Below are 21,996 nucleotides of genomic sequence, written 5' to 3'. Positions count from 1 at the left end.
AGGAATTGAAAATCACCATCGATGGTCAACAGTGTGAAGCATCCCGCGGGGAGTTTATCCTGAATGTTGCGCTTAAGAATTGCATTCATATCCCGGCCCTTTGTCACAACGCCGCGCTGCCGGGGTTAGCGAGCTGCCGGTTGTGCGTCGTTGAGGTAATTGAAGGCGCCTGGAGTAAAGTGGTGGCTTCCTGTGTTTACCCCATTACCAGTGAAATCGAAGTGGTTACCGCTTCGGAAAAAATCATCCGGATGAGAAAAACGCTGCTCATGCTCCTGGGGGCAAGGGCGCCGCAAAATACTTATATCCGCAAACTGATGCAGGAATACGGGGTAGCCCCGCCAACCCGTTTGCAAGGGGACAAGGACGAGCACTGTGTAATGTGCGGCCTTTGTGTCAGCGCCTGCGAGAAGATGGGTGCCAACTCCATTTCTACCGTCAACAGGGGCATTACCAAAAAAGTGGCGACTCCCTATGACGAGCCGTCAAAAACCTGCATTGGCTGCGCCGCCTGCGCCGCCGTATGCCCGACCGGGGCTATCGGGGTAACGGAAAGCCACGGTAAAAGAAGGATCTGGAACAAGGAATTTGAACTTGTTTCCTGTTCGGTATGCGGCAAGCCTTTCATTACCCCGGAGCAAGTCGCCTACCTAAAAAGCAACCTGGAACAACCTGTGGATGAACTCGTTTGCGAAACCTGCAAAAGAGTAATCGCCGGCAAACGGTTGGGGGAAACCTACGCCAATGTTACTGTTTCAAAGGGGTATGTCCGTTAAGACCCTGTTTGCCTTACTTTGCTAGGTGTGGCCACCGTTGAACGCAAGCTTTTTCTTGAATAGGGAAAGTACGGAAAAGAAATTTCTGGAGTGAAGAAATGAAAATAACTGTTAGAGCATACGGAATGTTACATGAAGCAATCGGAGGGAAAAAATGGGTAGAGATAGATGTGAAGCAGGGTGCAACAATAGATAACCTCTTGGAGCAGTTCGGACTGAACCGGGATAACGTAATGAACGTAGTGAAAAAAGGCAATATATGTAAATGGGATTACATCATTCAGGAGAATGATGAACTGGAGTTGCTGCCGGTTATCTTTGGTGGTTAAAGTTTCTTTTGTTAATATCCCCTTATTGAATCTGGAAAAATTTTGGAGGTATAAGCAATGCTGGAACAATTTTCTTTTTTATCAGCTCAAGAAATTCAATTCGGTCTGGGTGTAGTAAAATCGGTTGGTAATGTATGTAAAAAGTTAAAATTAAATAGTGTCCTGGTTGTGAGCGATCCTTTTATGGTTGAGAGTGGTTCTGTAAAAAAAGTGACAGCTGTGTTGGAAGACAGCGGCATAGTCTACTCTGTCTATAGTGATTTCGGCGCTAGTCCAGCTATTTCAAAGGTCGAAAAAGCATATGAATTCATGCTTGAAAAAGGCTATAACGGTGTTATTGGTTTTGGTGGCGGAAGTTCTCTGGATACCGCAAAGGCAATTGCTATTCTGTTAAATAACCCGCTTCCTATTTCTCAGTACTTTGGTGTTGATCAAGTTCCAAACCCGGCTTGCCCGATGATCATGATTCCAACAACAGCAGGTACCGGAAGTGAAGTTTCTGACGCTTGTATACTTAAGGATGATAAAACCCATGTTAAAAGCGGTATAAGAAGCAAATACCTGATGGCAAATGTTTCATTAGTCGACCCGGAACTTACAATATCGATGCCTCCTAGCCTTACAGCAGCTACAGGTATGGATGCACTGACCCACTGTATTGAGGGGTATGTTTCCAATGCCTCAAGCGTAATGACTCGAATGTTTCATCGAGAAGCGATTAACTTGATCTTTAAGAATTTACGTACAGCTGTTGGCAATGGTAGTGATATTGATGCAAGATATAACGTTATGCTGGGTGCTATGTATGCTGGATGGGCTATGGCTGTAGCAAGTTTGGGCGCTTGCCACGCAATGGCATATCCTATCGAGGGAAAATATGGAGCTTCTCATGGTGTTGCTAACGCTGCATTACTGCCGGCAGTTATGCGCTACAATGCTCTTGGTGATATGGAAAAATTTAGGGACATGGCAATATTCATGGGTGAAAATGTGGAGGGCCTTTCCGTACGTGAGGCCGCATATAAAGCAGTTGAGGCCGTTGAGACTCTTGCTAAAGATATTGATATCCCTACACTTTCTGCAATTGGGGTTGTTGAAAGTGACCTGGAGCCTTTTGCTGAAATCTCATACAACAACACACGTTTAATGGGACTGAATCCTCGCAAAATGACAATCGAGGCCATTCAAAAAGTATATAAAGACGCATTTTAAGTCTGATCTAACTCAAATTTAATATTAAATAGCATTTCACCAACTTTTCGTTAAGGGCTACCTATATGACGCAAAAGTTTGGAATATAGGAGGTCTTTATATGTATATAGTTAGAGTAAATATGACGACCGGAAAAATTAAGGTGGAACCGGTTCCTGAAAAGTACAAAATATTAGGAAACCGTGGCTTGGTTGCACGCATTACCTATGACGAGATATTACCTACTTGCAATCCAATTGGACCCAGGAATAAACTGATCATAGCCTCCAGCCCCATGGAAGGAGTAGGAATTACCTGTGCAGGACGTATCTCCGTAGGCGGAAAGAGCCCATTAACAGGCGGCGCAAAAGAAGCGAACTCTGGTGGAGTTGCAGGTTCCCGCATGGCGTGCCACGGGATAAGAGCAATTATTGTAGAAGGGCGTCCAGAAAATAAGCGCTTGCAAATATTGCACATCAATAAAGATGTTATGGAGCTGGTTGATGCGGAAGATTTGCGCGGTAAGGGTACTTACGCGACAACACATACATTGTTGGAACGTTACGGCAAATCTGCTGCCGTCATTAGTATTGGTCCGGCAGGCGAACAGATGCTTGGCGCGTCTGGTGTATTCGTTAATGATATGGAAGGCGATTCCGGCCGCGCAGCTGCCCGTGGTGGCGTAGGCGCGATTATGGGTGCAAAATATATTAAAGCAATTGTTATTGAACATGATGGGAATTTTAAGCGTCAAGTGCAAAATGAAGCAGCATTTAAAAACGTTCGTATGAAATTGCACAAGGCAATTCTTTCCAACCCTGGTGCAGCGTTCTATACAAAGATGGGGACAATGGGCTTTATGATGCCTGTACATGCCTTGGGAGCTATGCCAACAAAAGGCTTTACAGAAGGTACCTGGGACAGGGTTGAGGAGGTCAACGGTGAACGTTATTTAGAAGAGATTGCGAAAAGGGGAGGAGAGGGGAAACCGATTCATGCTTGTATGCCAGGCTGTATTGTCCGTTGTTCCAATATCTATCCTGACAAGAATGGTAAAAAAATAGTTTCTCCCTTGGAATATGAATCTGGAGATTTGTTAGGGCCTAATCTATGTATCGATGACCTGGACAGCATTGCTGAAATGACCTATTTGTGTAATGACTATGGTCTGGATACAATTGAGGTTGGAGTTGCTCTGGGAGTAGCAGCCCATGCGGGAATCTTCGTTTGGGGTGACAAAAAGCGCGCGCGGGAACTTATTGATGAAATTGGCAAGGGGACATATCTGGGCAAAATTATTGGCAGTGGCGCAGTTACAGTTGGCAAAGTTTTCGGTATTGATAAAGTGCCGGCTGTTAAAGGTCAAGCAATGGCGGCATATGATCCACGTGGTGTAAAGAGTATGGGCGTAACCTACACTATGACACCTATGGGAGCTGACCATACAGCAGCAGTTACATTTAGAACACCAATTGATCACTTCCATTGGGAGGGCGCAATTGACGTATCCAGAAACATCCAAGTGACTGTTGCTTTCTACGACACTTATTTTTGTTCTTTTATTGCTCGTGGTATTGGACCAGCAGACACCTATCTGTTGGTTGAACTGTTTAACCAAGTACTTGGTACTAAATATACAGATACATCTTTTATGTCGGAAATCGGTAAGGATACTATTAAGTATGAGCGAATGTTTAATATTGCAGCAGGAGTAAACGAAGAATGGGTGCCTGAATTTATGCGTGATGAGCCACTGATCCCCCATGGGCGTAAGTCGGATATTCCTGAATCTGAATACGCCCGTTATTGGGACACTGAGTTTTGGGGCGAATTTCCGCCTATGCCGGCTAGACTATAGTTAGCTGCTAATCAAAAATACAGCACCATGCTTTTGGGTTGGATTGTAATTTATACCGGTTATCAATCCTAAAAATAATCACTGCTTAAAAAGTGAGCATAATTTCAAAAAATGAGCATAAATTAATAAGACTTATATAAAGCCGTTTTAGCGAAGATTACTGCTTAAAATTTAAGCAGTAATCTTCTTTACGCATTAAATGAAGTAATCAATTGTTGGGATAATATTAGGGAAGATTGTAGATAAATAGGCACCTTGAGAATAATCTAAAAAGCAATAAAGATTATTGGCACAATTATTGCTTTTCAAAAAAATAAAGGTTGGTATTGTACAAAAATTTTAATAAAAAAGGTGAGCGTGCTGGAAAAATTAAACGTAATTTTAAGCAGAAGGGTTGAAAGTTTTAAATGTAAGTGCCAGTTAGCCATGGGGAGCTTTCCAAGGAGAGCCGTAGTATTAAGACAGAGAGGGATGCGGTGATCCTAGCGCATTTGTACCAAAGATCTCTTACAGCCTAAGATATCCGCAAGGCCAAGGCGGAACACCCTCGATCCCTTGTGCTGGTCCACCCGGAATGCAGGCCTGAACCTAATTAGGGATTCTTTACCAGTTACTTCAGGAAGCGCCAAAAAAGCTGTTTTTCTAGCCTCAGATCGGATGGTATGTCTCAATATAAAGAAGACCACCTGGAAAGCTTTAAGTCCAATTGTGCTGGTTTTTAGTGTGGGGTTTTTATTACTGAAAATAATAATTTTCAAATGTCCTTTTACACAAAGTGAGAATATCAAACTATAAATAAAGGTGTTAATAAATGAATGAAACTAAATTAATAAATAAACAGGGACTTACCGAGGAGCAATTCTTGGCAGCCTACGATGCAAGTAAATATGAGAGACCATCAGTAACAGTAGATATGCTTATTTTTACCATAACTGAAGAAGAAAAGTTGCCAGGGAAAGTTTTGAAACTGCTTCTGATTAAAAGGGGTGACCATCCATATATTGGTAAATGGGCTATGCCAGGGGGATTTGTGAATATAGATGAAAGCTTGGATGAAGCAGCACTAAGGGAACTTAAAGAGGAGACCAACATTGATGATGTATATATGGAACAACTTTATACATGGGGAGATGTAGCCAGAGATCCACGCACAAGAGTGATAAGTACTTCCTATATGTCACTTGTTGATAGCTCAGCACTTGATATAAGGGCCAGTGATGACGCGGATGATGCAAAATGGTTCGCTATTTCATGTAAATTGTATCAGGAGCAAAGGACCTTAACTGAAAGAGGATATATTCTACAGAGACTTTTCAAGTTGAGCTTTTCAAATGAAGGAGATAACCTTTCTGCCATTGTAAAGACCGTAAAGGTTGTTGAAGGTAACGCAACCAAAACAGAAAGAAAAGTTGTTGAATCCAATGGAATAGCGTTTGATCATGCAAAAATCATTGAGTATGCCATTGAAAGGCTAAGAAACAAAATTGATACACAGATGTTGCATTTAGACTAATGCCCGAGATATTACTTTGACTTGAAATTCACTAAGTGTATGCAGTTATTCTGGATACATAACTATTAAATGTCAACTACGGAAGGAAGAATGCTTTTGGGTGGCTTGAGTCAATACGATAAATATTCAATCTTAGCGCTACGGTATAATCATTTAATATTTTATGGGGATTGAAAGATAATGAATGATGGTTTGGCTGTTCTCTTGCAGAAAGAACAAGTAATGAGAATAAATGAAACACAAAAAAACAGCTCTGTGGTGATAAGAGCATTTTACAAACCACGCCGCTGTTAAAAGGGATCTTGAGTTGATTGACGATCGGAGGGATTTTAGCTTTGGGTATATCAAAAAAGAAACATCTTACTCTCCAAGAATTCTGTGAAGAGCTGGAAGTTGGAGAAGCCTTAAAGTGGGAGAAGATTACTGAGGAAGTTAAAATCGTGATGATGGCAAGCATGGACAAAGACCCTATGGAGGCTGCTAGAGCAATAGTAGATAAGGTAAAGCAGTACACTGAGTTAAAGTTTGAGCGATGCTTGCTTTGACTGAAATATCAGGTCATTATGCATTATGTAAATTAGTCTTTAGGGGTAATTTCAATGATAGTGAAAGAATGGAAGGATAGATATATAGCCGATACGATTTGCGGCTTTGCCAGTTCCACCATGCTCCACAGCGTTTACTCCTCAGGCATTATTCACTGGTTGATTAAGGAAGCACCAGAAAAGCTGTTTTATATGGCCTCAGAACGGATGGTATGTCCCAACATGAAGAAGACCACCCTGGAAAGTGTTCACCGGGCACTGCTGACGCTCCAGCCCAGGGTCCAAGTCCCGGAGAACGTCCACGTGCGGGCCGCCTGCTGTCTGGAGCGAATGCTGTCAATAGGATAGGGGGTGTGGATTTTGAATGAAAAATATATGTTGAATTTTGATACCCGGGAACTGTTTCAGGAGGAAGATGAATACCTTGTTCTGGGAAGCGGTATTGCCGGGTTGTATACGGCTCTGAAGGCTGCTGCCGCCGGAGGTTCGGTGACTGTTCTGACCAAACAAGGCACGATGGACACCGGTACGGACAAAGCCCAGGGGGGTATCGCGGTCGCATTTGGGGATTTTGATTCGCCTGCCTTGCACCAGGAGGATACCCTGGTCGCGGGCGCCGGTCTCTGTGATGTGGAGGCGGTGGGGGTCCTGGTAAGGGAAGGACCCGGGAGGGTCCGTGAATTGATCGGCATGGGAGCGGTTTTTGACAGCGACGGTCATGGTTTCTCCCTAACCCGCGAGGGGGCTCACAGCCGGCGGCGCATTCTGCATGCCAGCGGTGACGCAACTGGTGCTGAGATCCAGCGGGTGTTGACCCTGCAGACCAGCTATAATAAAAAAATCAAGGTGCATGAGGATCATTATGTAGTTGACCTCCTAGTCAGGGATAATACCTGTTATGGGGTCCTTGCCTTTGACCGGGCCAGCGGGACCTGCAAGGTCTTCCGTGCCCGGGTGGTAGTACTGGCTACAGGAGGACTAGGTGGTCTTTACGAACATAATACCAACCCCGAGATTGCCACCGGGGACGGTATTGCTATTGCCTTCCGGGCCGGAGCGGAGGTCATGGATATGGAGTTTGTCCAGTTTCACCCAACGGCACTGAACCTGCCCGGTGCCCCCCGTTTTTTGATCTCCGAAGCGGTGAGGGGAGAGGGTGGGTACCTCCGGAATGCTAAGGGACAGCGTTTTATGCCCAAGTACCACGAACTGGCTGAGTTGGCCCCACGTGATATTGTTGCACGGGCGATCTTAAAGGAAATGGCCATAACCGGCTCCAACCAGGTTTTTTTGGACATCACCCACCTGTCTCCTAAGGTTATCGAGCTGCGTTTCCCCAATATTTCAATGACCTGCGCCCGGTATAATCTGGACATAAACGTTGATCCCATACCTGTAGCTCCTGCTGCCCACTACATGATGGGTGGGGTCAAGACAAACCTGGTAGGGGAAACCAGTATCAAGGGGCTCTACGCTTGCGGTGAGTGCTCCTGTCCTGGTGTACACGGGGCAAACCGGCTGGCCAGTAACTCCCTGCTGGACGGGCTGGTATTTGGTGGCCGCATTGTTGAAGCAGCCAGGGAGTTCTTAAAAGGCTACCAACCCAAGCGGCATGAGTTTGCCTGTGACTGGCTGCTTAACCCGCCTGAGGTCGATTTTGCAGCCCTGCGGCATGAACTGGTAGTCATGATGGACCAAAAAGTCGGACCGATACGAAATAGCAGCGGACTCAAGGAAGCACTGGATTTCTTTGAACAATGGAGAAGTTTGCAGCAGAACAGTGTGGCTACTGCGGACGGGATGGAAGTCAAAAATATGCTCCAGACCGGCGAACTGGTGGCTGAGGCTGCCCTGGCACGCTCTGAGAGTCGTGGAGGCCACTACCGGGTTGATTACCCTGAGCCTGTCAAGCTCTGGCAGAAGCATATTATTTTCCGGCGCTAAAAAGTTTTAGCAAGTAGGAAAGGTTCTCCTTGTCTGTCTGAGATAGTTTTTGATTGAAATTATGTTTCCTACGGTGATAACGACGAAGCATGCGTAAAAAACCGTAAAGGATTTTCAAGCTGCTTTTCCGCAGGCTCAAATGTCGGTGATACCCAATGCTTACCATCTACATCATAGAGAACAGCCACAGATCTATAAAACAATTGTAAGTGAGTTTCTAAAAAATAAATAAAGGAAGGTGAGAATATAGTAATTGTCTACACGATTAAAAAGTGGGAAGCCATATCAATGGTTTCCCACTTTTTGTTAATCGAATAGGGGCTGTAACGAAACTTCGGTTTCGTTACGCCCCCTTTGTTTAGAATGTACTTAATACCGGCCATTCTCGGTAATTCATCCACCCTGTGGCAGTTCCGGTAATTTCTTCTTCCTCTGCTTCTTTCCCACCTCTCCCCATCAATCTTTCTTTTTGTCATTAATCAGTAAACCTCCAAATTGGTACTTCTATTTTACACCAACTCAGAGGTTTACACTAAATCGGGGATAGGCTCGAATGGGTAGCATGAAGACTCCCAGATTCTTACTTGTTTAAATTGAAACTGCGATTTTCATGCCCTCTTCAATTGCTTTAATGGCGCCTCGGACATGGACTGCGTCACCGACCACATAGACTTCTTCCACGAAACCTTTGATCTTTTCTTCCAGAGGATTATAGCTTGAATAGTTATAGGCCAAAACCACATTATCAAAGCCTTCAAGTTTTTCTTCCTTACCATCAATTTCATAGATGACACCATTCTCAAATACCTCTTTGATTGACGCTCTTGAAATAACCTGAACTCCATAATCCTTTAAACGCTGATTTAACCAAATGCCAGTTACAAAGCTATATCCGGCCGGCAGTTCCTTCTGAGGATGGACCACAGTCACTTTGGAGCCCCAACTCCGCTCGCCGAGATAATCGGCTACATCGGCTGCATATGTACTGCCGACAACCAATGTATTACCGCCTGTAATACAGCTTTTCCCGGAAAGCACATCTTCCACCGTAAAGAACTTGGGATTATCAGATCCCTTGACGGACGGGGTGCGCACGATACCGCCGGTTGCAAGTATGACGGCATCCGGCTCTTCCTGTTTGACCATTTCTGGCGTTACTTCAGTATTGAATACATACTTAACACCGTATTTTTTCCCCATGGTCATATAATACTTGATGGCCGCAAGAATCTCCTGCCGTGTAGGCGCCATTCCTGCAATGCGGAACTTCCCACCGGGATGAGAATCTTTTTCGTAACAGGTCACATCATGTCCACGCTTAGCACAAATCCAGGCAGCCTCCAATCCCGATGGGCCACCGCCCACAATCATGATTTTCTTCTTGTTTTCTGTTTCCTTAATCTTTATTTTGTCTTCTTTACCGGTAAACGGCCTAACTAGACAGGAAAGCTTTAAAATATTAGGATTGAACAAATAGCCTACGCATCCCTGGTTGCAATAGATGCAGGGCGCGATCTCCTCGGTGAGGTCTGCAGCGACCTTATTGGGTATCTCAGGGTCTGCAAGAGACTCTCTGCCCAATGCGATCATGTCGGCCTGACCGGTGGCAATTATTCTTTCGGCCAAATACGGGTCGTTAATTCGGCCGACAGCTATCACCGGAATATTCACCGCTTTTTTGATTCCTGTAGTAGCAGGGATATTGAACGCAGGTGGTACGGCAGAAGGTACAAACAGCCATTCGATGCGTCCGAACGTGGTGATTGATACATGGATGGCATCTACGCTATTGTCTTCCATCAGCTTGGCAATAACGGGCGTATCATTTGGCGAGGTTCCACCGGGAGTCTTCTCTTCGCTGCTCAGCCTGAACAGCACCGGATAATCCGGGCCAACGGCGTCACGAACACTCTTGACCACAGCCACCGGGAACTTCATTCTTCCTTTGAAATCTCCGCCGAATTCGTCCACTCTCTTATTTGCATAGGGTGACATGAACTGAGAGATTAGCATGCCGTTTGCGCCATGGATCTCTACGCCGTCTGCACCGGCACTTTTTGCCCTTTTTGCGGCCATGCCGAATTTATTTATTATCTTATAGATCTCTTCCGTTGCTAATTCTTTTGGCACCTCTTTGATCAAGGGGTCTGGAATTGGCGTGGGAGCGACGATGTCTTCTCCACAGTAAGCCTTTGCGCCCTGTCTACCGGCATGGACAAGCTGCACAACAAGTTTTGCCCCGTGGGCATGCACTGCATCAGCTAGCCGTTTGAAGCCTTTGATATGCTCATCGCTCCACAGCCCCAGGGAATACGGTATGGATTTTCCCCTCGATTCGACAGCCGTAACTTCCACGATGATCAACCCAAAGCCGCCTTTTGCTCTCTCTGCCAGGTAAGCGACCGTCGTTTCAGATACACTGCCATCCTTATTGCCGAAATTCGTGCCCATGGGGGGAACGACAAAACGGTTTTTTACATCCATTGTGCCGATTTTAATAGGGGACAATAAATTCTTGAAACTCATAAACATACCTCCTATGTTATGAAAAGGGAGTAAGCCTACTCCCTTTTCATGATAAGGTTCTGATCGTTTCCGACCCCTGCATCAAAACGGCAGACGTTCTTGGAGAGCCCATCAAGCTGCTGAACGATGAAGGTTTGCAGTTTTCACCTATAACGAAGTCAATGCCGACCCGCTCGGCACCAAATACTATGTCTTGCAGGAAGTGTGTCGAATAACATCATGGGAAGCCTAAAAGAAAAAATAGAAAGAGGGTGCAACTCCAGTATTCAGCAACTGGGATTTCAAGTACGCCTACCGCATATTTATGTGCCCACCACCGGTACAGGCTTAGAACACAATTTATGTGTTATATTCGCTCCGTGGCCGACACGAAGGTTGGGTTCTGATCTTAGACTAATCTTTAAAGAGCTTGAGATAAAGATTAGTGCAGTCATCTACTGTGACGGGCAGTTTGGTGTTTGTCGGGGTGCAAACGTCTGTAAGCGCTTTTTTAACCATTTCCGGAATATCGGACTTTTTGGCACCTAGTTCGTCAGCATATCTCGGCATTTCCAAATCATCGCGCAGTTGCTCGACTTCTTTGACACCAGCTTCTATCGCCTGTGTTACAGAGAGAGCTCTGACGTTTACCCCTAGAGCATCAGAAACGGCTAAGAAAGCCTTCTGGTTAGCAGGAGCATTATAACGCATTACATGGGGCAGAACGAGCGAATTGGCAAGACCGTGCTGTATATTCCAATAGGTACTCATCTGGTGAGCCATGCCATGGACAAGGCCCAGTGAATTCGGGCCGTATGCCATGCCGCCCAGCATGCAGGCAAAGCCCATGAAATGTCTGGCTTCAATGTTACTGCCATCATAGTATGCAGTGCGCAGATATTGTTGGATAAGCTTGATACCATGCAGTGAAATAGCGTCGGACACCGGGAAGTGAGGGGTTGCCACCGCCGCCTCGATGCAGTGAGTCAACGCATCCATACCGGTCCAGGCGGTCAATTTCTTGGGCATGGTCATGAGAACCTCAGCATCGATGACAGAAACGTCCGGCATGCTGTAATCACTAGATTGCACCATCTTCATTTTTCTCTTGGTGTCGGTAATAACGGAGGTACGGGACACTTCCACACCCGTGCCCGAGGTGGTGGCAATAGCAACGGTAAATACCAGTTTGTTGGGTTTGATCTTCGCATAGCCATTGTTATGCACGACATCGTATTCAAAGCAATTGCTGCCGTGTGTGTACAGCACGTTGGCCATAAGGGTAGCATCCTTGGCGCTGCCGCCGCCTAGAGCTACTAGACAATCGGGCTGAACTTCTTTAAAGAATTCGGCGCAGGCTTCACATTGCAGGTCGGTAGGGTTTTGTCCAATCTCGTAAAAGACACTTACGTTGATACCGGCGTTTTCCAGGATACTCTTGACCCTGTCAAAGATGGGCAGTTGGACCAGACCTGTGTCGGTCACAAGCGCCGCTTTCTTTTTACCGTATCCAACTAGGACCTCGCCTAAATCATTCAGAACTACTGGGCCTGCGATTACCCTCTTGGGCCAAAACGGTATGTCATACTTCTGAACTTGAAACATTTCTTATACCCCCTTCTTACTTTTATTTTTATTTTTTCCATGCTCCTGCAGGAAAACTCTTTCTTCTATCGCCATCGACACAGAACACATTTGTAATATTTTTTCTAAAACAGGTAATTATAAGTATTTATGTTCAGTGCCTTATTCTACTAACTTACACTTTCATAATACAACATGCTATACTATTGTAAAACCAACAAATGTTATGAACTGTCTAATTATTCAACACTTCAGGTGATAATGTTGGAAATGTTATCTGATGTTTCAACACTTTAGATGATAATGTTGGAAAAACTGTCTGATTTTAGCTTTAGATAAGTTGGAATGGAGTGAGTGATATGAGTAAGAATTCACATACCTGTGTTCTATTAGCCGAATCTCTGAAGTGTTTTTGTAAAAAGCGTTCCCTGTCAGCAATAACCGTTAGCGATCTAATTAAAGATTGCGGTATAAACAGAAGTACGTTTTATTACCACTTTGCCGACAAATATGATCTCATCAACTGGATATTCAAAAATGATGTCGAAAGTAAATTTCATAGCCCCGACCGCTCATCTTGGCAGGGCAACACACTTCGCCTATTACAGACTTTCTCTCGTGACCGTGATTTCTACATACAGGCGTTGAATATTTCTGGGGCCAATAATTTAAAGCAGTATCTGTTTGACGCTAAATTCCGCTGCTTTTCTAACCTAATCAACACCTGTCTCGGACCAGATGGCATCATGCCCGACACAAGGGATTTCATCGCAAGTTTTTATGCCCACGCATTTACTGAAATGCATTACCAACATTTAATACAGGGTATGAAAGAATCCCCCGAGCATCTGTTGAAGTATTATGTATACATCATTGAACCCGGACTTTTTAACACGTTGGACAACTGCGCCACTAAGAATCGCCTCTATGCAGCAGATCATGCTGTCTAGTCCCTGTTAAACAGACCGTTGGCATAGTTACAAAGTAGCTAAAACCAAAATAATTCATGAAATAGGGTAAGTATAACCGAAATCCACTAAAGGGGCTGTAACAAAACATAGCTACAAAATCGCCTAAGGCCAATGGTTTTAGGCGATTTTTCATTCTACTTTAGTAAGTTCTCCTGGCATGATTTTAGCCAGGAGAACAAAAAACCGCCCGCTATGCGGGTGGGATTCAAAGCTTAAGCAAAGCAACACCCTTCTGTTAAAATGATGAGTGTTCAAGCCATCAAAAAACAGAAGAAAGGTGTTGCTTATGGCAGAGAGTTTAGCACATACCAAGTGGCTGTGCAAGTATCATGTCAATTCTCAAATTAAATCAGCTAGTATTTTCAAATTAAAATATCTTGAGGCGGCATAAATAAAGAAGCTATTCTCAAATTGACCAACACGTGCCTTGACTGATGAGGGAACCTGGGAGCTGATCGACTGTTACGCTGCTGCTATGTTAAGAGCCAAGGAAGCCGGCTGTGACGGGGTGCAGGTCCATATTGCCCACGGCTATTTACTCTCGGAGTTTATTTCACCTTATACCAATAGGCGCGAGGACCAGTGGGGCGGCAGCATCGAAAACCGGACCCGCATCTTAAAGGAAATCATCATCCGCGGCAAAAAATTAACAGGTGATGATTATCCCGTGCTGGTAAAGCTTAATACTACCGACGGCTTTGCAGGAGCCGGTTACCTTTCTCTTGAGGATGCTCTCTATACGGCAAAGTTAATGGACAGCCTGGGCGTTGCGGCTATAGAAGTAAGCGGCGGGATCAAAGAATCCAAAAAAGGATTTGCCTGGCCCGTGATTAATACTCCAGAAAAGGAAGCCTATTTTGGCGCTGCCGCCAAGAAAATTAAAGATGAGGTTTCCTGCCCGGTCATTCTGGTCGGGGGGCTGCGCTCCCTGGCAGTCATGGAATCGGTTATAGATCAAGGAACCGCCGATATGGTGGCTTTATGCAGGCCTTTTATTAAAGAGCCGGATTTGGTGAAAAGGTTTATAAACGGGCAGGCCAGGGTGGCCTGCGCTTCCTGCAATGGCTGCTTTAATCCAAAAGGTATTAGCTGCAATTACCAAGCCGGTAAATAAACAATAACCGGTGAATCCGGTTGTTATAAAGGATGGTTAGCGTTGGGTGAGGCCGGACAGGATATCGCGATATTAGAATCAACCCAACCGGGTCTTGCAGTGGAAGGCGCTGGGAAAGAAAGCTTGTGGACGCGCGACTTTGTCTTTTTGTGCCTGGCAAATTTATGTGTGTTTATTACCGTCCATATCCTTTTGTCCACAATGCCTGTATATATCGTCGGGATGGGCGGCGATAAAAAAGACGTCGGAATAGTGATGGGTATTTTCACAATTGCCGCAACGTTGATGCGGCCTTTCGGAGGAAGGCTTTTAGACAGCTATGACCGCAAGAAAACACTACTTGCAGGTCTTGCGCTAACGGCGGCAGTGGCATTAATTTACCATGCTGCAGCCGCAATCATGTTATTGATATTTGTACGCCTTGTGCATGGCATTTCGTTTAGTATTTCAACAACTGCAACGGGTACGCTGGCCAGCGATCTTTTGCCCCGCGATCGCCTGGGTGAGGGAATGGGTTACTTTGGATTGACGACTTCATTATCCATGGCTGTTGCTCCGCTAATCGGTTTATGGCTGGTGGGGATCGCGGGATTCACAGCTTTATTTAACGCATCAATAGTGGCAGCTGTTATAGCTATAGTTGTAAGTATTATTCCTGGTTATGATAAGTCAAAGCTCAGTCATGGCGCAATAGATAAGATAGAGCCCGGATGGTCCGGTTATTTTGAAAAAAACGCGCTGAAAGCTTCTTTTATCATGTTTTTTTTGGCAACCGTGTGGGGCGGGGTCATTTCCTTTGTCGCTTTATATGCTCAGGAAAAAGGTATTGCCAATGTCGGGCTGTTTTTTACGGCTAATGCCCTGACAATGATTTTTTCCCGTCCTTTTGCCGGCCGTTGGTCGGATAAAAACGGCGCTTACAAAGTTATTTTGGCCGGGATAGTGTTTATCGGTATAAGCACGGTCACAATAGCATTCTCCAAAAACCTTACAGGCTTTTTGTTTGCAGGAGCGGCTTACGGTTTGGGTTTCGGCTTTTGTCTCCCGTCTCTTCAAGCTCTTGCTGTACGTGACGTATCGCCCTATAGACGCGGGGCTGCTACCGGCACATTTTTTTCATCTTTGGACCTGGGTATTGGACTCGGCACCATACTTTTCGGCTGGGTTGCGCTCTATACCAGTTATCATTGTATGTATTTAGCAGCTGTATTACCTGTGCTTATCGGAGGGATAGTCTGCGTTATTGCATTTTCAAATAAGCGTGTGTCTTAATCATTTTTTTCGGGAACAGAAGTCCAGGCACAGAGTTGCAATGTGAGGGGAAGCCATGTTGATGGTTTCCCCTTTCCGCTATTACCGGATAGGCCTAATGTGCAAATATGTTTTTTCTCCTCAAACTTTTTTGTTGTAATACAGTAAGTCTGGTGATATATTGACCATAAGTAAACTAATAACGTGTCAATAGTTTACCTGTTATTTACCAACTAATGAATTTTCGAAGTGGGTGAGAAGCATGAAAAGGAGAATCCCGATCATCATCCTGTTGCTGCTCTTAGGAGCCGGCGGCTACTATGGCTACCGGTGGTATAACCAGGCGCCGCAGGCTGGTCTGCAGGCTACGGGTACCATTGAAGCCACCCAGGTACAGTTGACCGCCAAGCTGCCGGGTACCCTGCAGAATTTTACGGTGAAGGAAGGCGACCCGGTCAAGAAGGGTCAGCTCGTCGGGAGCCTGTTGCGCAATGACCTCATTGCCCAGAGAGAAAGGGACGCCCTGGGGGTAATCAAGGCCCAGGCCCAGCTGGACGACCTTCTTTCGGGGGCCAGGGAGCAGGAACTCCTCGATGCGGAAATAGCGGTCAGCATTGCCGGGACCAACTACGAGAAGGCCGGTAAAGACTATGACCGGGCGGTGGAGCTCCACCAGGGGATGGCGATCTCAGATGCCGAGCTGGAAAAGGCGGACACTGCTTACAAGCAGGCTGCCAACCAGCTGGAATCGGCCAATGCCAAGCTTAGCCTGTTGCGCTCCGGCAGCAGGACCGACCAGATTGCGGCGGCTCAGGCCGGTGTCGAACAGAGCGCCGCTGTCTTAAAAGCGTCGGAAGTACTGCTGGAAGATACCAAAATTATCTGTCCCATAGACGGGGTTATCCTCAGTAAAAATTTTGAGCAGGGCGAATACGTCCAGGCAGGTTCTGCGGTGGCTACCGCGGCCAACTTGAACGACATGTGGATAAGAGTCTATATACCAACCGATGACCTGCCCCAGGTCAAGCTCGGGCAGCCTGTAACCTTCACGGTCAGCGGCAGCAGCGTGGAGTACACCGGTACAGTGGAGGAAATCGCCGACAAGGGTGAATTTACGCCCAAGACCATCCAGACCAAAAAAGAGCGGACCAATGTTGTCTACGCGGTAAAAATCAGGGTTGACAACGAGGGAGGCGCCTTGAAGCCCGGCATGCCCGCGGATGTCATTATTCAATAGCGCGTGCGTTGCATGCAGAAAAGCTTGAATAGCGCGTAGTTGCCGGGTGGCTGTCTGCAGATGCGGTGATTATGATGCCCTTGTTGTACAAATGGAGAATTGCGAAGAGAGCGGAGGATAACCCCAAGCCCACTACGCATGAGGCTTTTCGAGAACCAGTAACAGTTACCTTACCATTGCGATTCACTCACATTTAGATTGAAATGTAAAACTATTTTCATATTAATTCACAACTACATCTTAGTGCAGTATGCAATGTCATTTAAGGCAGGCGGTTAGATGATTGAGACAACGGGTTTGACCAAGGTCTTCGGCAGTTTGACGGCGGTTGACCAGGTTTCCATCAAAATAGAGAGGGGAGAGATTTTCGGCCTGGTCGGACCGGACGGGGCCGGCAAAACGACCCTCATGCGCATGCTCTGCAACCTTATTACCCCCACCAGCGGACAAATTAAACTTCTCGATATGGACGGCAAGGACGCCCGCAAGGCGGTCGAATCCTACGGTTATATGCCCCAGCGGTTCAGCCTGTACGGCGACCTGACCGTGATGGAAAACATCAATTTTTTTGGCGCCATGTACAATTTGGACCGCCGGACCATCCGGAGCCGGGCCGACGAGATATTGGAGATGACCAACCTGATTAAATTTAAAACAAGGTTGGCGGATAACCTTTCCGGAGGTATGAAGCAGAAGCTGGCCCTGACCTGCGCCCTGGTGTCCAGGCCGGGCATGCTCATTCTCGACGAACCCACCTACGGGGTTGACCCCGAATCCCGTAAGGACTTCTGGCGGGTCCTGTATAATTTAAACCGGGAAGGCATGACCATCCTGGTGTCAACTGCTTACATGGACGAGGCGGAACTTTGCCAAAAGGTCGCCTTTATGGACCGGGGGAAAATTGCCGCTGTCGATACGCCGGGCAGCATCAAACGCCGGTTTCCTTACAAGGTACTGGAAATCAAGGCTGAAACCCGTGACCTGGGTTTCTTAAATGGACTGGATGTAGTCAGAGACGCCTATTTTTACGGGGGCAAGTTCCATGTCCTGGTGGACAAGGACACACCGCAAGCTGCAGTCCTGGCGAAAATAGCCGGGATGAATGCCGGCGTTGTTCAGGTCAGGGAAGTGCCGCCCTCAATTGAGGACGTTTTCGTCCTGCTCGCGGAAAAAGAGGTGGTTTAAGTGGAGTACGTGGTAACCACCCACGAGTTGACCAAGAAATTCGGTTCTTTTACCGCCGTCAACAACCTCAGCATCAAGATCAAGCCGGGCGAAATCTACGGCTTTCTTGGGCCAAACGGCTCCGGCAAAACCACGACCATCCGCATGTTGTGCGGCCTGCTGGAGCCAACAACAGGTTCCGGTACCGTACTGGGTTACGATCTGGCCCGTGAATCCGAAAAAATCAAGCGCCGGATCGGTTACATGTCCCAAAGATTCAGCCTTTACGAAGATTTAACAATTTACGAAAACCTGGATTTTTACGCGGGGATGTACAGCATTCCCCATAAGGAACGCAAACAGAGAATATCTGAAATGGTGGCCATGTCCCTCCTGGAGGGCAGGGAAGACGAACTGGCGGCAAATTTGAGCGGAGGGTATAAGCAGCGCCTGGCCCTGGGGTGCGCGATTTTATCCCGGCCCGCCATTTTATTTCTGGACGAACCCACCAGCGGGCTCAGTCCTACCAGCAGGCGCATGTTTTTTCAAATTATCCAGCGTATGGCTGCTGAAGGAGTCACGGTGATGGTTACCACCCACTTCATGGACGAGGCCGAGCGCTGTTATAATATTGCCTTCATCTCCGAAGGGACACTGATAGCCAACGACACGCCGGAAAACCTCAAGCACAACGTCATCGAGGGGTGTATGGTTGAGGCCGACCTGCCCGACGCCATGCAGCGGATCAGCGCTATTGAAAACCTTCCTTATGTCAGGGAGTGTTCCATCCACGGCCCGCTCTTGCACGTGCTGCTTGAATCGCAGGCCCGGCTGGAAGACTTCAACCAGTTTACGGGAGCCACCGCCAGCGTGATTGAGCCATCCCTGGAGGATGTGTTTGTATCACTGGCCAAACAGAAAAGAAGAGAGGTGTCGTAAGGTGGGCAGAATCCTGGCTGTCATCAAAAAAGAGTTTCTGCAGCTGATGCGGGACCGGTTGACCCTGGGTATCACGTTTATGCTGCCCCTGTTCCAATTAATCCTTTTTGGCTACGCGATCCAGACCGACGTCAAGCATATACCAACAGCTGTTTTTGACCAGTCCCTATCGGCGGAAAGCCGGGACCTGCTGGACTCCTTCAGCGCCTCCGGGTATTTCGACATCAATTACGCCGCCACGGGCTACAGTGACTTAACCAAATTGATTGACAGCGGCGCCGCCAAAGCCGGTATTATCTTTCCGGCCGATTTTGCGCAGAACTTAAGGAGCGGCGAGTCCGCCCAGGTGCAGGTCATCGTTGACGCCTCGGACAATATGGTGGCTAATTCCGCCCTGTCCATAGCCAACTCCATCGGCCTTTTGAAGTCGCAAAACATCCTGGTGCAAAAGGCGCATATCCAAAGCCTGCCGTACGATATCAGGGTGCGTCCCTGGTACAATCCGGACGGCGTAACGGCCTATTACATGGTCCCCGCCATACTGGGAATTATCGTAACCATGACCATGGTGATGCTGACCTCGATGGGGATCGTCCGGGAGCGTGAGCGTGGCACCCTGGAGCAGTTGATGGTCACGCCCATGCGTTCTTATGAGCTGATGCTGGGCAAGGTCGTCCCCTACATCGCGCTGGGCTATGTGCAAATCACCGTGGCTCTGTTGGTGGGAGTACTGTTGTTCCAGGTCCCCATCCGGGGCAGCCTGCTGCAGCTGTATCTTTTAACCCTCTTCTTTATCACCGCCTCCCTGGGGATGGGTATTTATATCTCCAATATAGCCAAAACCCAGATGCAGGCCACTCAGATGTCTTTCATGGTCCTGTTGCCCAGCATCATGCTGTCAGGCTTCATGTTCCCAAGGGAAGCCATGCCGAAGATTATTCAATATATAGGCAACCTGATCCCGCTGACCTATTACCTGACGATCATCAGGGGCATCGTCCTGAAGGGCATCGGTTTTTCCTATTTGGTATCCCAGGTAGCCGCGCTGCTCGTTTTTTCAATAATCATGATGACCCTGGCCATCCTCAAGTTCAAGAAGAAGGTAGCGTAAAATGACAATGGAAATGACAAGGGGACTGTTTCCCCAGACCAATAGGGGGTGTAGCTGATAGACTATCGTCAAAGGATAACGGCTGCCTTAAGAGAACTGGCTTCGGTACAGGGTTTTTCCAGAGTTACGGTGGATGACCTGGCGACCCGCACCGGTATCAGCAAGAGGACCATTTACCGTTATTTCAGGAGCAAAGAAGAAATAATCGTTGCCGTAATGGAGGATTTAATGCACGGTATCGAGAAAGATACCAGGATGGCTGTGGAAGCATCAGGACATCCCGTTGACAAAATCACCGGGGCAATCGGGGTGGTCCTTCGGAATATCAGGCAGATTCAGCCGCTGGTGCTGCACGATGTGCAAAAACATTTTCCTCAGCTTTGGGAAAGGGTTGAACAGTTCAGGGCGGAAAAAATCCAGCAGATCTTCGAAGAGCTTTTGGCGGGTGACGGGCAGGACTGTTTTCGCAAGGTAAACCCCAAAATCTTTACCGCCGCTCTCCTGGCTTGCATCCGGGCCGTGGTAAACCCCAACTTCATTATGGAAAACAACCTTTCCCCGGAAGAAACCATCCGGTCTCTGTTTGATATTTTTATGAACGGGATTATAACAGAAGAACAAAAACCAAAACAGATAACCGGCCGCAGCTTATAGGGAGCGGGCCGGACGCAGGAGGGAGTGACAGACAGATGATTGCCGAAGTCATATTTAGCGGGACAGAGCTGCTGCTGGGGCAGATCTTAAATATCAACGGCCAGTATATCCAGCAAACCCTTGCTTCCATGGGAATTGATTCATACCACCAGTTAACTGTGGGGGATAACCGGGATCGTTGCGCGCAGGCCATACGCCAGGCTGCCGCCAGGGCCGACCTGATTTTTGTAGGGGGCGGGTTGGGGCCGACAGAGGATGACGTAAGCCGCGAGGCCTTGAGTGAAGCCCTGCAAATACCGCTTGTCCAGGATGAAACCGCCCTGAACATAGTGCGGCGGATTTACCTGGCGCGCGGTATCACCATGCCGGAGGTTAACATGAAACAGGCGCTCATACCCGTGGGTGGTAAAGCCCTGGATAACCGTGTCGGTGTCGCCCCGGGAATAGTCCTGGAACATCAGGGCAAGGTCTTCTTTCTGCTGCCGGGACCGCCGTTCGAATTCAACTGTATGCTTGACGAGCAGGTGGTCCCGTACTTGAAGTCTCGCTTCCCTGAGGAAATGGGCATTATCTACTCCCGTGTGCTGAAACTATGCGGCATCGGCGAATCGTTTCTGGCCCAATCCCTGGGAGACTTGTTTAAAAGCTCATATCCGACCGTATTCACCTGTGTGAAAGGAAGTTATATTGATCTTAGTATCACCGCCAAAGCTGAGGATGAGCTGAGAGCCCGGCGGGATATTGCCGCCATGGAAAACATCCTGCGGCAGCGTATCGGCCAGTATATTTTCGGCGCGGACAGGGATACCCTGCCCGGTGTGATCGGCCGGGAACTCGCCCGCAGGGGCAAGAGTGTGGCGGTGGTGGAGGAGGAGTGCAGCGGAGGCCTGCTGACACACATGTTATCGGTCGACCCATTGTCAGCCCGGGTATTTGCCGGTGGCGTGGTCCTCAGTAAGACGCCGGGTCTAAAGGGCTTGTCGGAAGGATTGTCCCGTCCCCAGGGGACTACAGAAGCAAAAGCTGCGGAACAGCTTGCCCGGGCCATACGCCGCCTGACCGGCAGCGGCATCGGTATTGCCGTTCTGGGACCAAGCCAGCAGGAAGCCCTGGTAAACAACAAAAACATGATGACAGTAGGCATTGATCTGGGTCATGAAATCCTTGTGAAGGAAAGCCTGCTCTGGGATAACAAGAGCGAGGTTGCCCGCCGCGGGGCTGAAACAGCTTTGGTAAGGCTGTGGCAGGTTTTGCAGGAGATCGGTTAATTTAGCGCATCAGAAGAATCCCATAATTATCAACAGGAGGTA

At 47.5% G+C, this 21,996-nt stretch carries 20 protein-coding genes; 17 read left to right on the top strand and 3 right to left on the bottom strand.

Annotated features, from left to right (window positions below):
* Positions 1-5 precede the first annotated feature (5 nt).
* The 8 genes from Psfp_RS07020 (at position 6) to nadB (ending at position 8,156) form a co-directional block, all read left to right on the top strand.
* Positions 6-776, top strand: coding sequence for a 2Fe-2S iron-sulfur cluster-binding protein (locus tag Psfp_RS07020; RefSeq protein ID WP_134217837.1), 771 nt, complete (start codon positions 6-8; stop codon positions 774-776).
* Between the two features lie 98 nt (positions 777-874).
* Positions 875-1,105, top strand: a complete 231-nt coding sequence (locus Psfp_RS07015; RefSeq protein WP_134217836.1) for a MoaD/ThiS family protein — start codon at positions 875-877, stop codon at positions 1,103-1,105.
* Between the two features lie 57 nt (positions 1,106-1,162).
* Positions 1,163-2,317, top strand: a complete 1,155-nt coding sequence (locus tag Psfp_RS07010) for an iron-containing alcohol dehydrogenase (RefSeq protein WP_134217835.1) — start codon at positions 1,163-1,165, stop codon at positions 2,315-2,317.
* Between the two features lie 100 nt (positions 2,318-2,417).
* The gene (locus Psfp_RS07005; protein WP_134217834.1) at positions 2,418-4,154 is read left to right on the top strand and encodes an aldehyde ferredoxin oxidoreductase C-terminal domain-containing protein; all 1,737 of its coding nucleotides are present in this window, start codon (positions 2,418-2,420) and stop codon (positions 4,152-4,154) included.
* A gap of 811 nt (positions 4,155-4,965) precedes the next feature.
* Positions 4,966-5,667: an NUDIX hydrolase gene (locus Psfp_RS07000; RefSeq protein WP_348981111.1), complete on the top strand. Its 702-nt coding sequence runs from the start codon at positions 4,966-4,968 to the stop codon at positions 5,665-5,667.
* A gap of 335 nt (positions 5,668-6,002) precedes the next feature.
* The gene (locus Psfp_RS06995; protein ID WP_134217833.1) at positions 6,003-6,212 is read left to right on the top strand and encodes a hypothetical protein; all 210 of its coding nucleotides are present in this window, start codon (positions 6,003-6,005) and stop codon (positions 6,210-6,212) included.
* Between the two features lie 54 nt (positions 6,213-6,266).
* A complete protein-coding gene (gene nadA, locus Psfp_RS06990) occupies positions 6,267-6,560 on the top strand; it encodes a quinolinate synthase NadA (RefSeq protein ID WP_134217832.1) in 294 nt (97 codons plus the stop codon).
* 12 nt (positions 6,561-6,572) lie between these two features.
* Positions 6,573-8,156, top strand: coding sequence for an L-aspartate oxidase (gene nadB, locus Psfp_RS06985; protein ID WP_134217831.1), 1,584 nt, complete (start codon positions 6,573-6,575; stop codon positions 8,154-8,156).
* Positions 8,157-8,413: 257 nt separating this feature from the next.
* Here the strand turns inward: nadB and Psfp_RS06980 are convergent, their stop codons facing one another.
* From Psfp_RS06980 to Psfp_RS06970, 3 genes are all read right to left on the bottom strand, one after another.
* The gene (locus tag Psfp_RS06980; protein ID WP_134217830.1) at positions 8,414-8,632 is read right to left on the bottom strand and encodes a hypothetical protein; all 219 of its coding nucleotides are present in this window, start codon (positions 8,630-8,632) and stop codon (positions 8,414-8,416) included.
* A 112-nt stretch (positions 8,633-8,744) separates the two neighbouring features.
* Positions 8,745-10,682, bottom strand: a complete 1,938-nt coding sequence (locus Psfp_RS06975) for an FAD-dependent oxidoreductase (protein ID WP_134217829.1) — start codon at positions 10,680-10,682, stop codon at positions 8,745-8,747.
* A 393-nt stretch (positions 10,683-11,075) separates the two neighbouring features.
* Positions 11,076-12,266 carry an iron-containing alcohol dehydrogenase gene (locus tag Psfp_RS06970; RefSeq protein ID WP_134217828.1) on the bottom strand — a complete coding sequence of 397 codons (1,191 nt, stop codon included), beginning with the start codon at positions 12,264-12,266 and terminating at the stop codon, positions 11,076-11,078.
* Positions 12,267-12,604: 338 nt separating this feature from the next.
* Between Psfp_RS06970 and Psfp_RS06965 the strand changes: the two genes are divergently transcribed.
* The 9 genes from Psfp_RS06965 (at position 12,605) to Psfp_RS06925 (ending at position 21,954) form a co-directional block, all read left to right on the top strand.
* Positions 12,605-13,195 (top strand): TetR/AcrR family transcriptional regulator C-terminal domain-containing protein, encoded by a 591-nt coding sequence (locus tag Psfp_RS06965; protein WP_134217827.1) that lies wholly within the window; start codon positions 12,605-12,607, stop codon positions 13,193-13,195.
* A gap of 448 nt (positions 13,196-13,643) precedes the next feature.
* A complete protein-coding gene (locus Psfp_RS06960; RefSeq protein WP_134217826.1) occupies positions 13,644-14,330 on the top strand; it encodes a hypothetical protein in 687 nt (228 codons plus the stop codon).
* Between the two features lie 42 nt (positions 14,331-14,372).
* Entirely contained in the window at positions 14,373-15,602 is a 1,230-nt protein-coding gene (locus tag Psfp_RS06955) for an MFS transporter (RefSeq protein WP_134217825.1), read from the top strand.
* A gap of 241 nt (positions 15,603-15,843) precedes the next feature.
* Positions 15,844-16,818 carry an efflux RND transporter periplasmic adaptor subunit gene (locus Psfp_RS06950; protein WP_134217824.1) on the top strand — a complete coding sequence of 325 codons (975 nt, stop codon included), beginning with the start codon at positions 15,844-15,846 and terminating at the stop codon, positions 16,816-16,818.
* A gap of 279 nt (positions 16,819-17,097) precedes the next feature.
* Positions 17,098-18,003 (top strand): ABC transporter ATP-binding protein, encoded by a 906-nt coding sequence (locus Psfp_RS06945; protein ID WP_134217823.1) that lies wholly within the window; start codon positions 17,098-17,100, stop codon positions 18,001-18,003.
* On the top strand, positions 18,004-18,921 hold the full coding sequence (locus Psfp_RS06940) for an ABC transporter ATP-binding protein (RefSeq protein ID WP_134217822.1): 918 nt from the start codon (positions 18,004-18,006) through the stop codon (positions 18,919-18,921).
* A 1-nt stretch (position 18,922) separates the two neighbouring features.
* On the top strand, positions 18,923-20,032 hold the full coding sequence (locus Psfp_RS06935) for an ABC transporter permease (RefSeq protein ID WP_134217821.1): 1,110 nt from the start codon (positions 18,923-18,925) through the stop codon (positions 20,030-20,032).
* Positions 20,033-20,086: 54 nt separating this feature from the next.
* Positions 20,087-20,686, top strand: a complete 600-nt coding sequence (locus tag Psfp_RS06930) for a TetR/AcrR family transcriptional regulator (protein ID WP_134217820.1) — start codon at positions 20,087-20,089, stop codon at positions 20,684-20,686.
* Between the two features lie 35 nt (positions 20,687-20,721).
* On the top strand, positions 20,722-21,954 hold the full coding sequence (locus Psfp_RS06925) for a CinA family nicotinamide mononucleotide deamidase-related protein (protein WP_134217819.1): 1,233 nt from the start codon (positions 20,722-20,724) through the stop codon (positions 21,952-21,954).
* The last annotated feature ends 42 nt before the right edge of the window (positions 21,955-21,996 follow it).

It is taken from the genome of Pelotomaculum sp. FP (assembly GCF_004369245.1).
GTDB lineage: Bacteria > Bacillota > Desulfotomaculia > Desulfotomaculales > Pelotomaculaceae > Pelotomaculum_C > Pelotomaculum_C schinkii.
Note: the sequence above shows the minus strand (reverse complement) of the source record. Positions and strands in the feature narration are given on the sequence as shown.

What these genes read in the sequence shown, in the direction of transcription:
- Psfp_RS07015 (WP_134217836.1), top strand. Translation starts at nt 875, where the DNA reads ATGAAAATAACTGTTAGAGCATACGGAATGTTACATGAAGCAATCGGA.
- Psfp_RS07010 (WP_134217835.1), top strand. Translation starts at nt 1,163, where the DNA reads ATGCTGGAACAATTTTCTTTTTTATCAGCTCAAGAAATTCAATTCGGT.
- Psfp_RS07005 (WP_134217834.1), top strand. Translation starts at nt 2,418, where the DNA reads ATGTATATAGTTAGAGTAAATATGACGACCGGAAAAATTAAGGTGGAA.
- Psfp_RS07000 (WP_348981111.1), top strand. Translation starts at nt 4,966, where the DNA reads ATGAATGAAACTAAATTAATAAATAAACAGGGACTTACCGAGGAGCAA.
- nadA (WP_134217832.1), top strand. Translation starts at nt 6,267, where the DNA reads ATGATAGTGAAAGAATGGAAGGATAGATATATAGCCGATACGATTTGC.
- Psfp_RS06980 (WP_134217830.1), bottom strand. Translation starts at nt 8,632, where the DNA reads ATGACAAAAAGAAAGATTGATGGGGAGAGGTGGGAAAGAAGCAGAGGA.
- Psfp_RS06975 (WP_134217829.1), bottom strand. Translation starts at nt 10,682, where the DNA reads ATGAGTTTCAAGAATTTATTGTCCCCTATTAAAATCGGCACAATGGAT.
- Psfp_RS06970 (WP_134217828.1), bottom strand. Translation starts at nt 12,266, where the DNA reads ATGTTTCAAGTTCAGAAGTATGACATACCGTTTTGGCCCAAGAGGGTA.
- Psfp_RS06965 (WP_134217827.1), top strand. Translation starts at nt 12,605, where the DNA reads ATGAGTAAGAATTCACATACCTGTGTTCTATTAGCCGAATCTCTGAAG.
- Psfp_RS06950 (WP_134217824.1), top strand. Translation starts at nt 15,844, where the DNA reads ATGAAAAGGAGAATCCCGATCATCATCCTGTTGCTGCTCTTAGGAGCC.
- Psfp_RS06945 (WP_134217823.1), top strand. Translation starts at nt 17,098, where the DNA reads ATGATTGAGACAACGGGTTTGACCAAGGTCTTCGGCAGTTTGACGGCG.
- Psfp_RS06925 (WP_134217819.1), top strand. Translation starts at nt 20,722, where the DNA reads ATGATTGCCGAAGTCATATTTAGCGGGACAGAGCTGCTGCTGGGGCAG.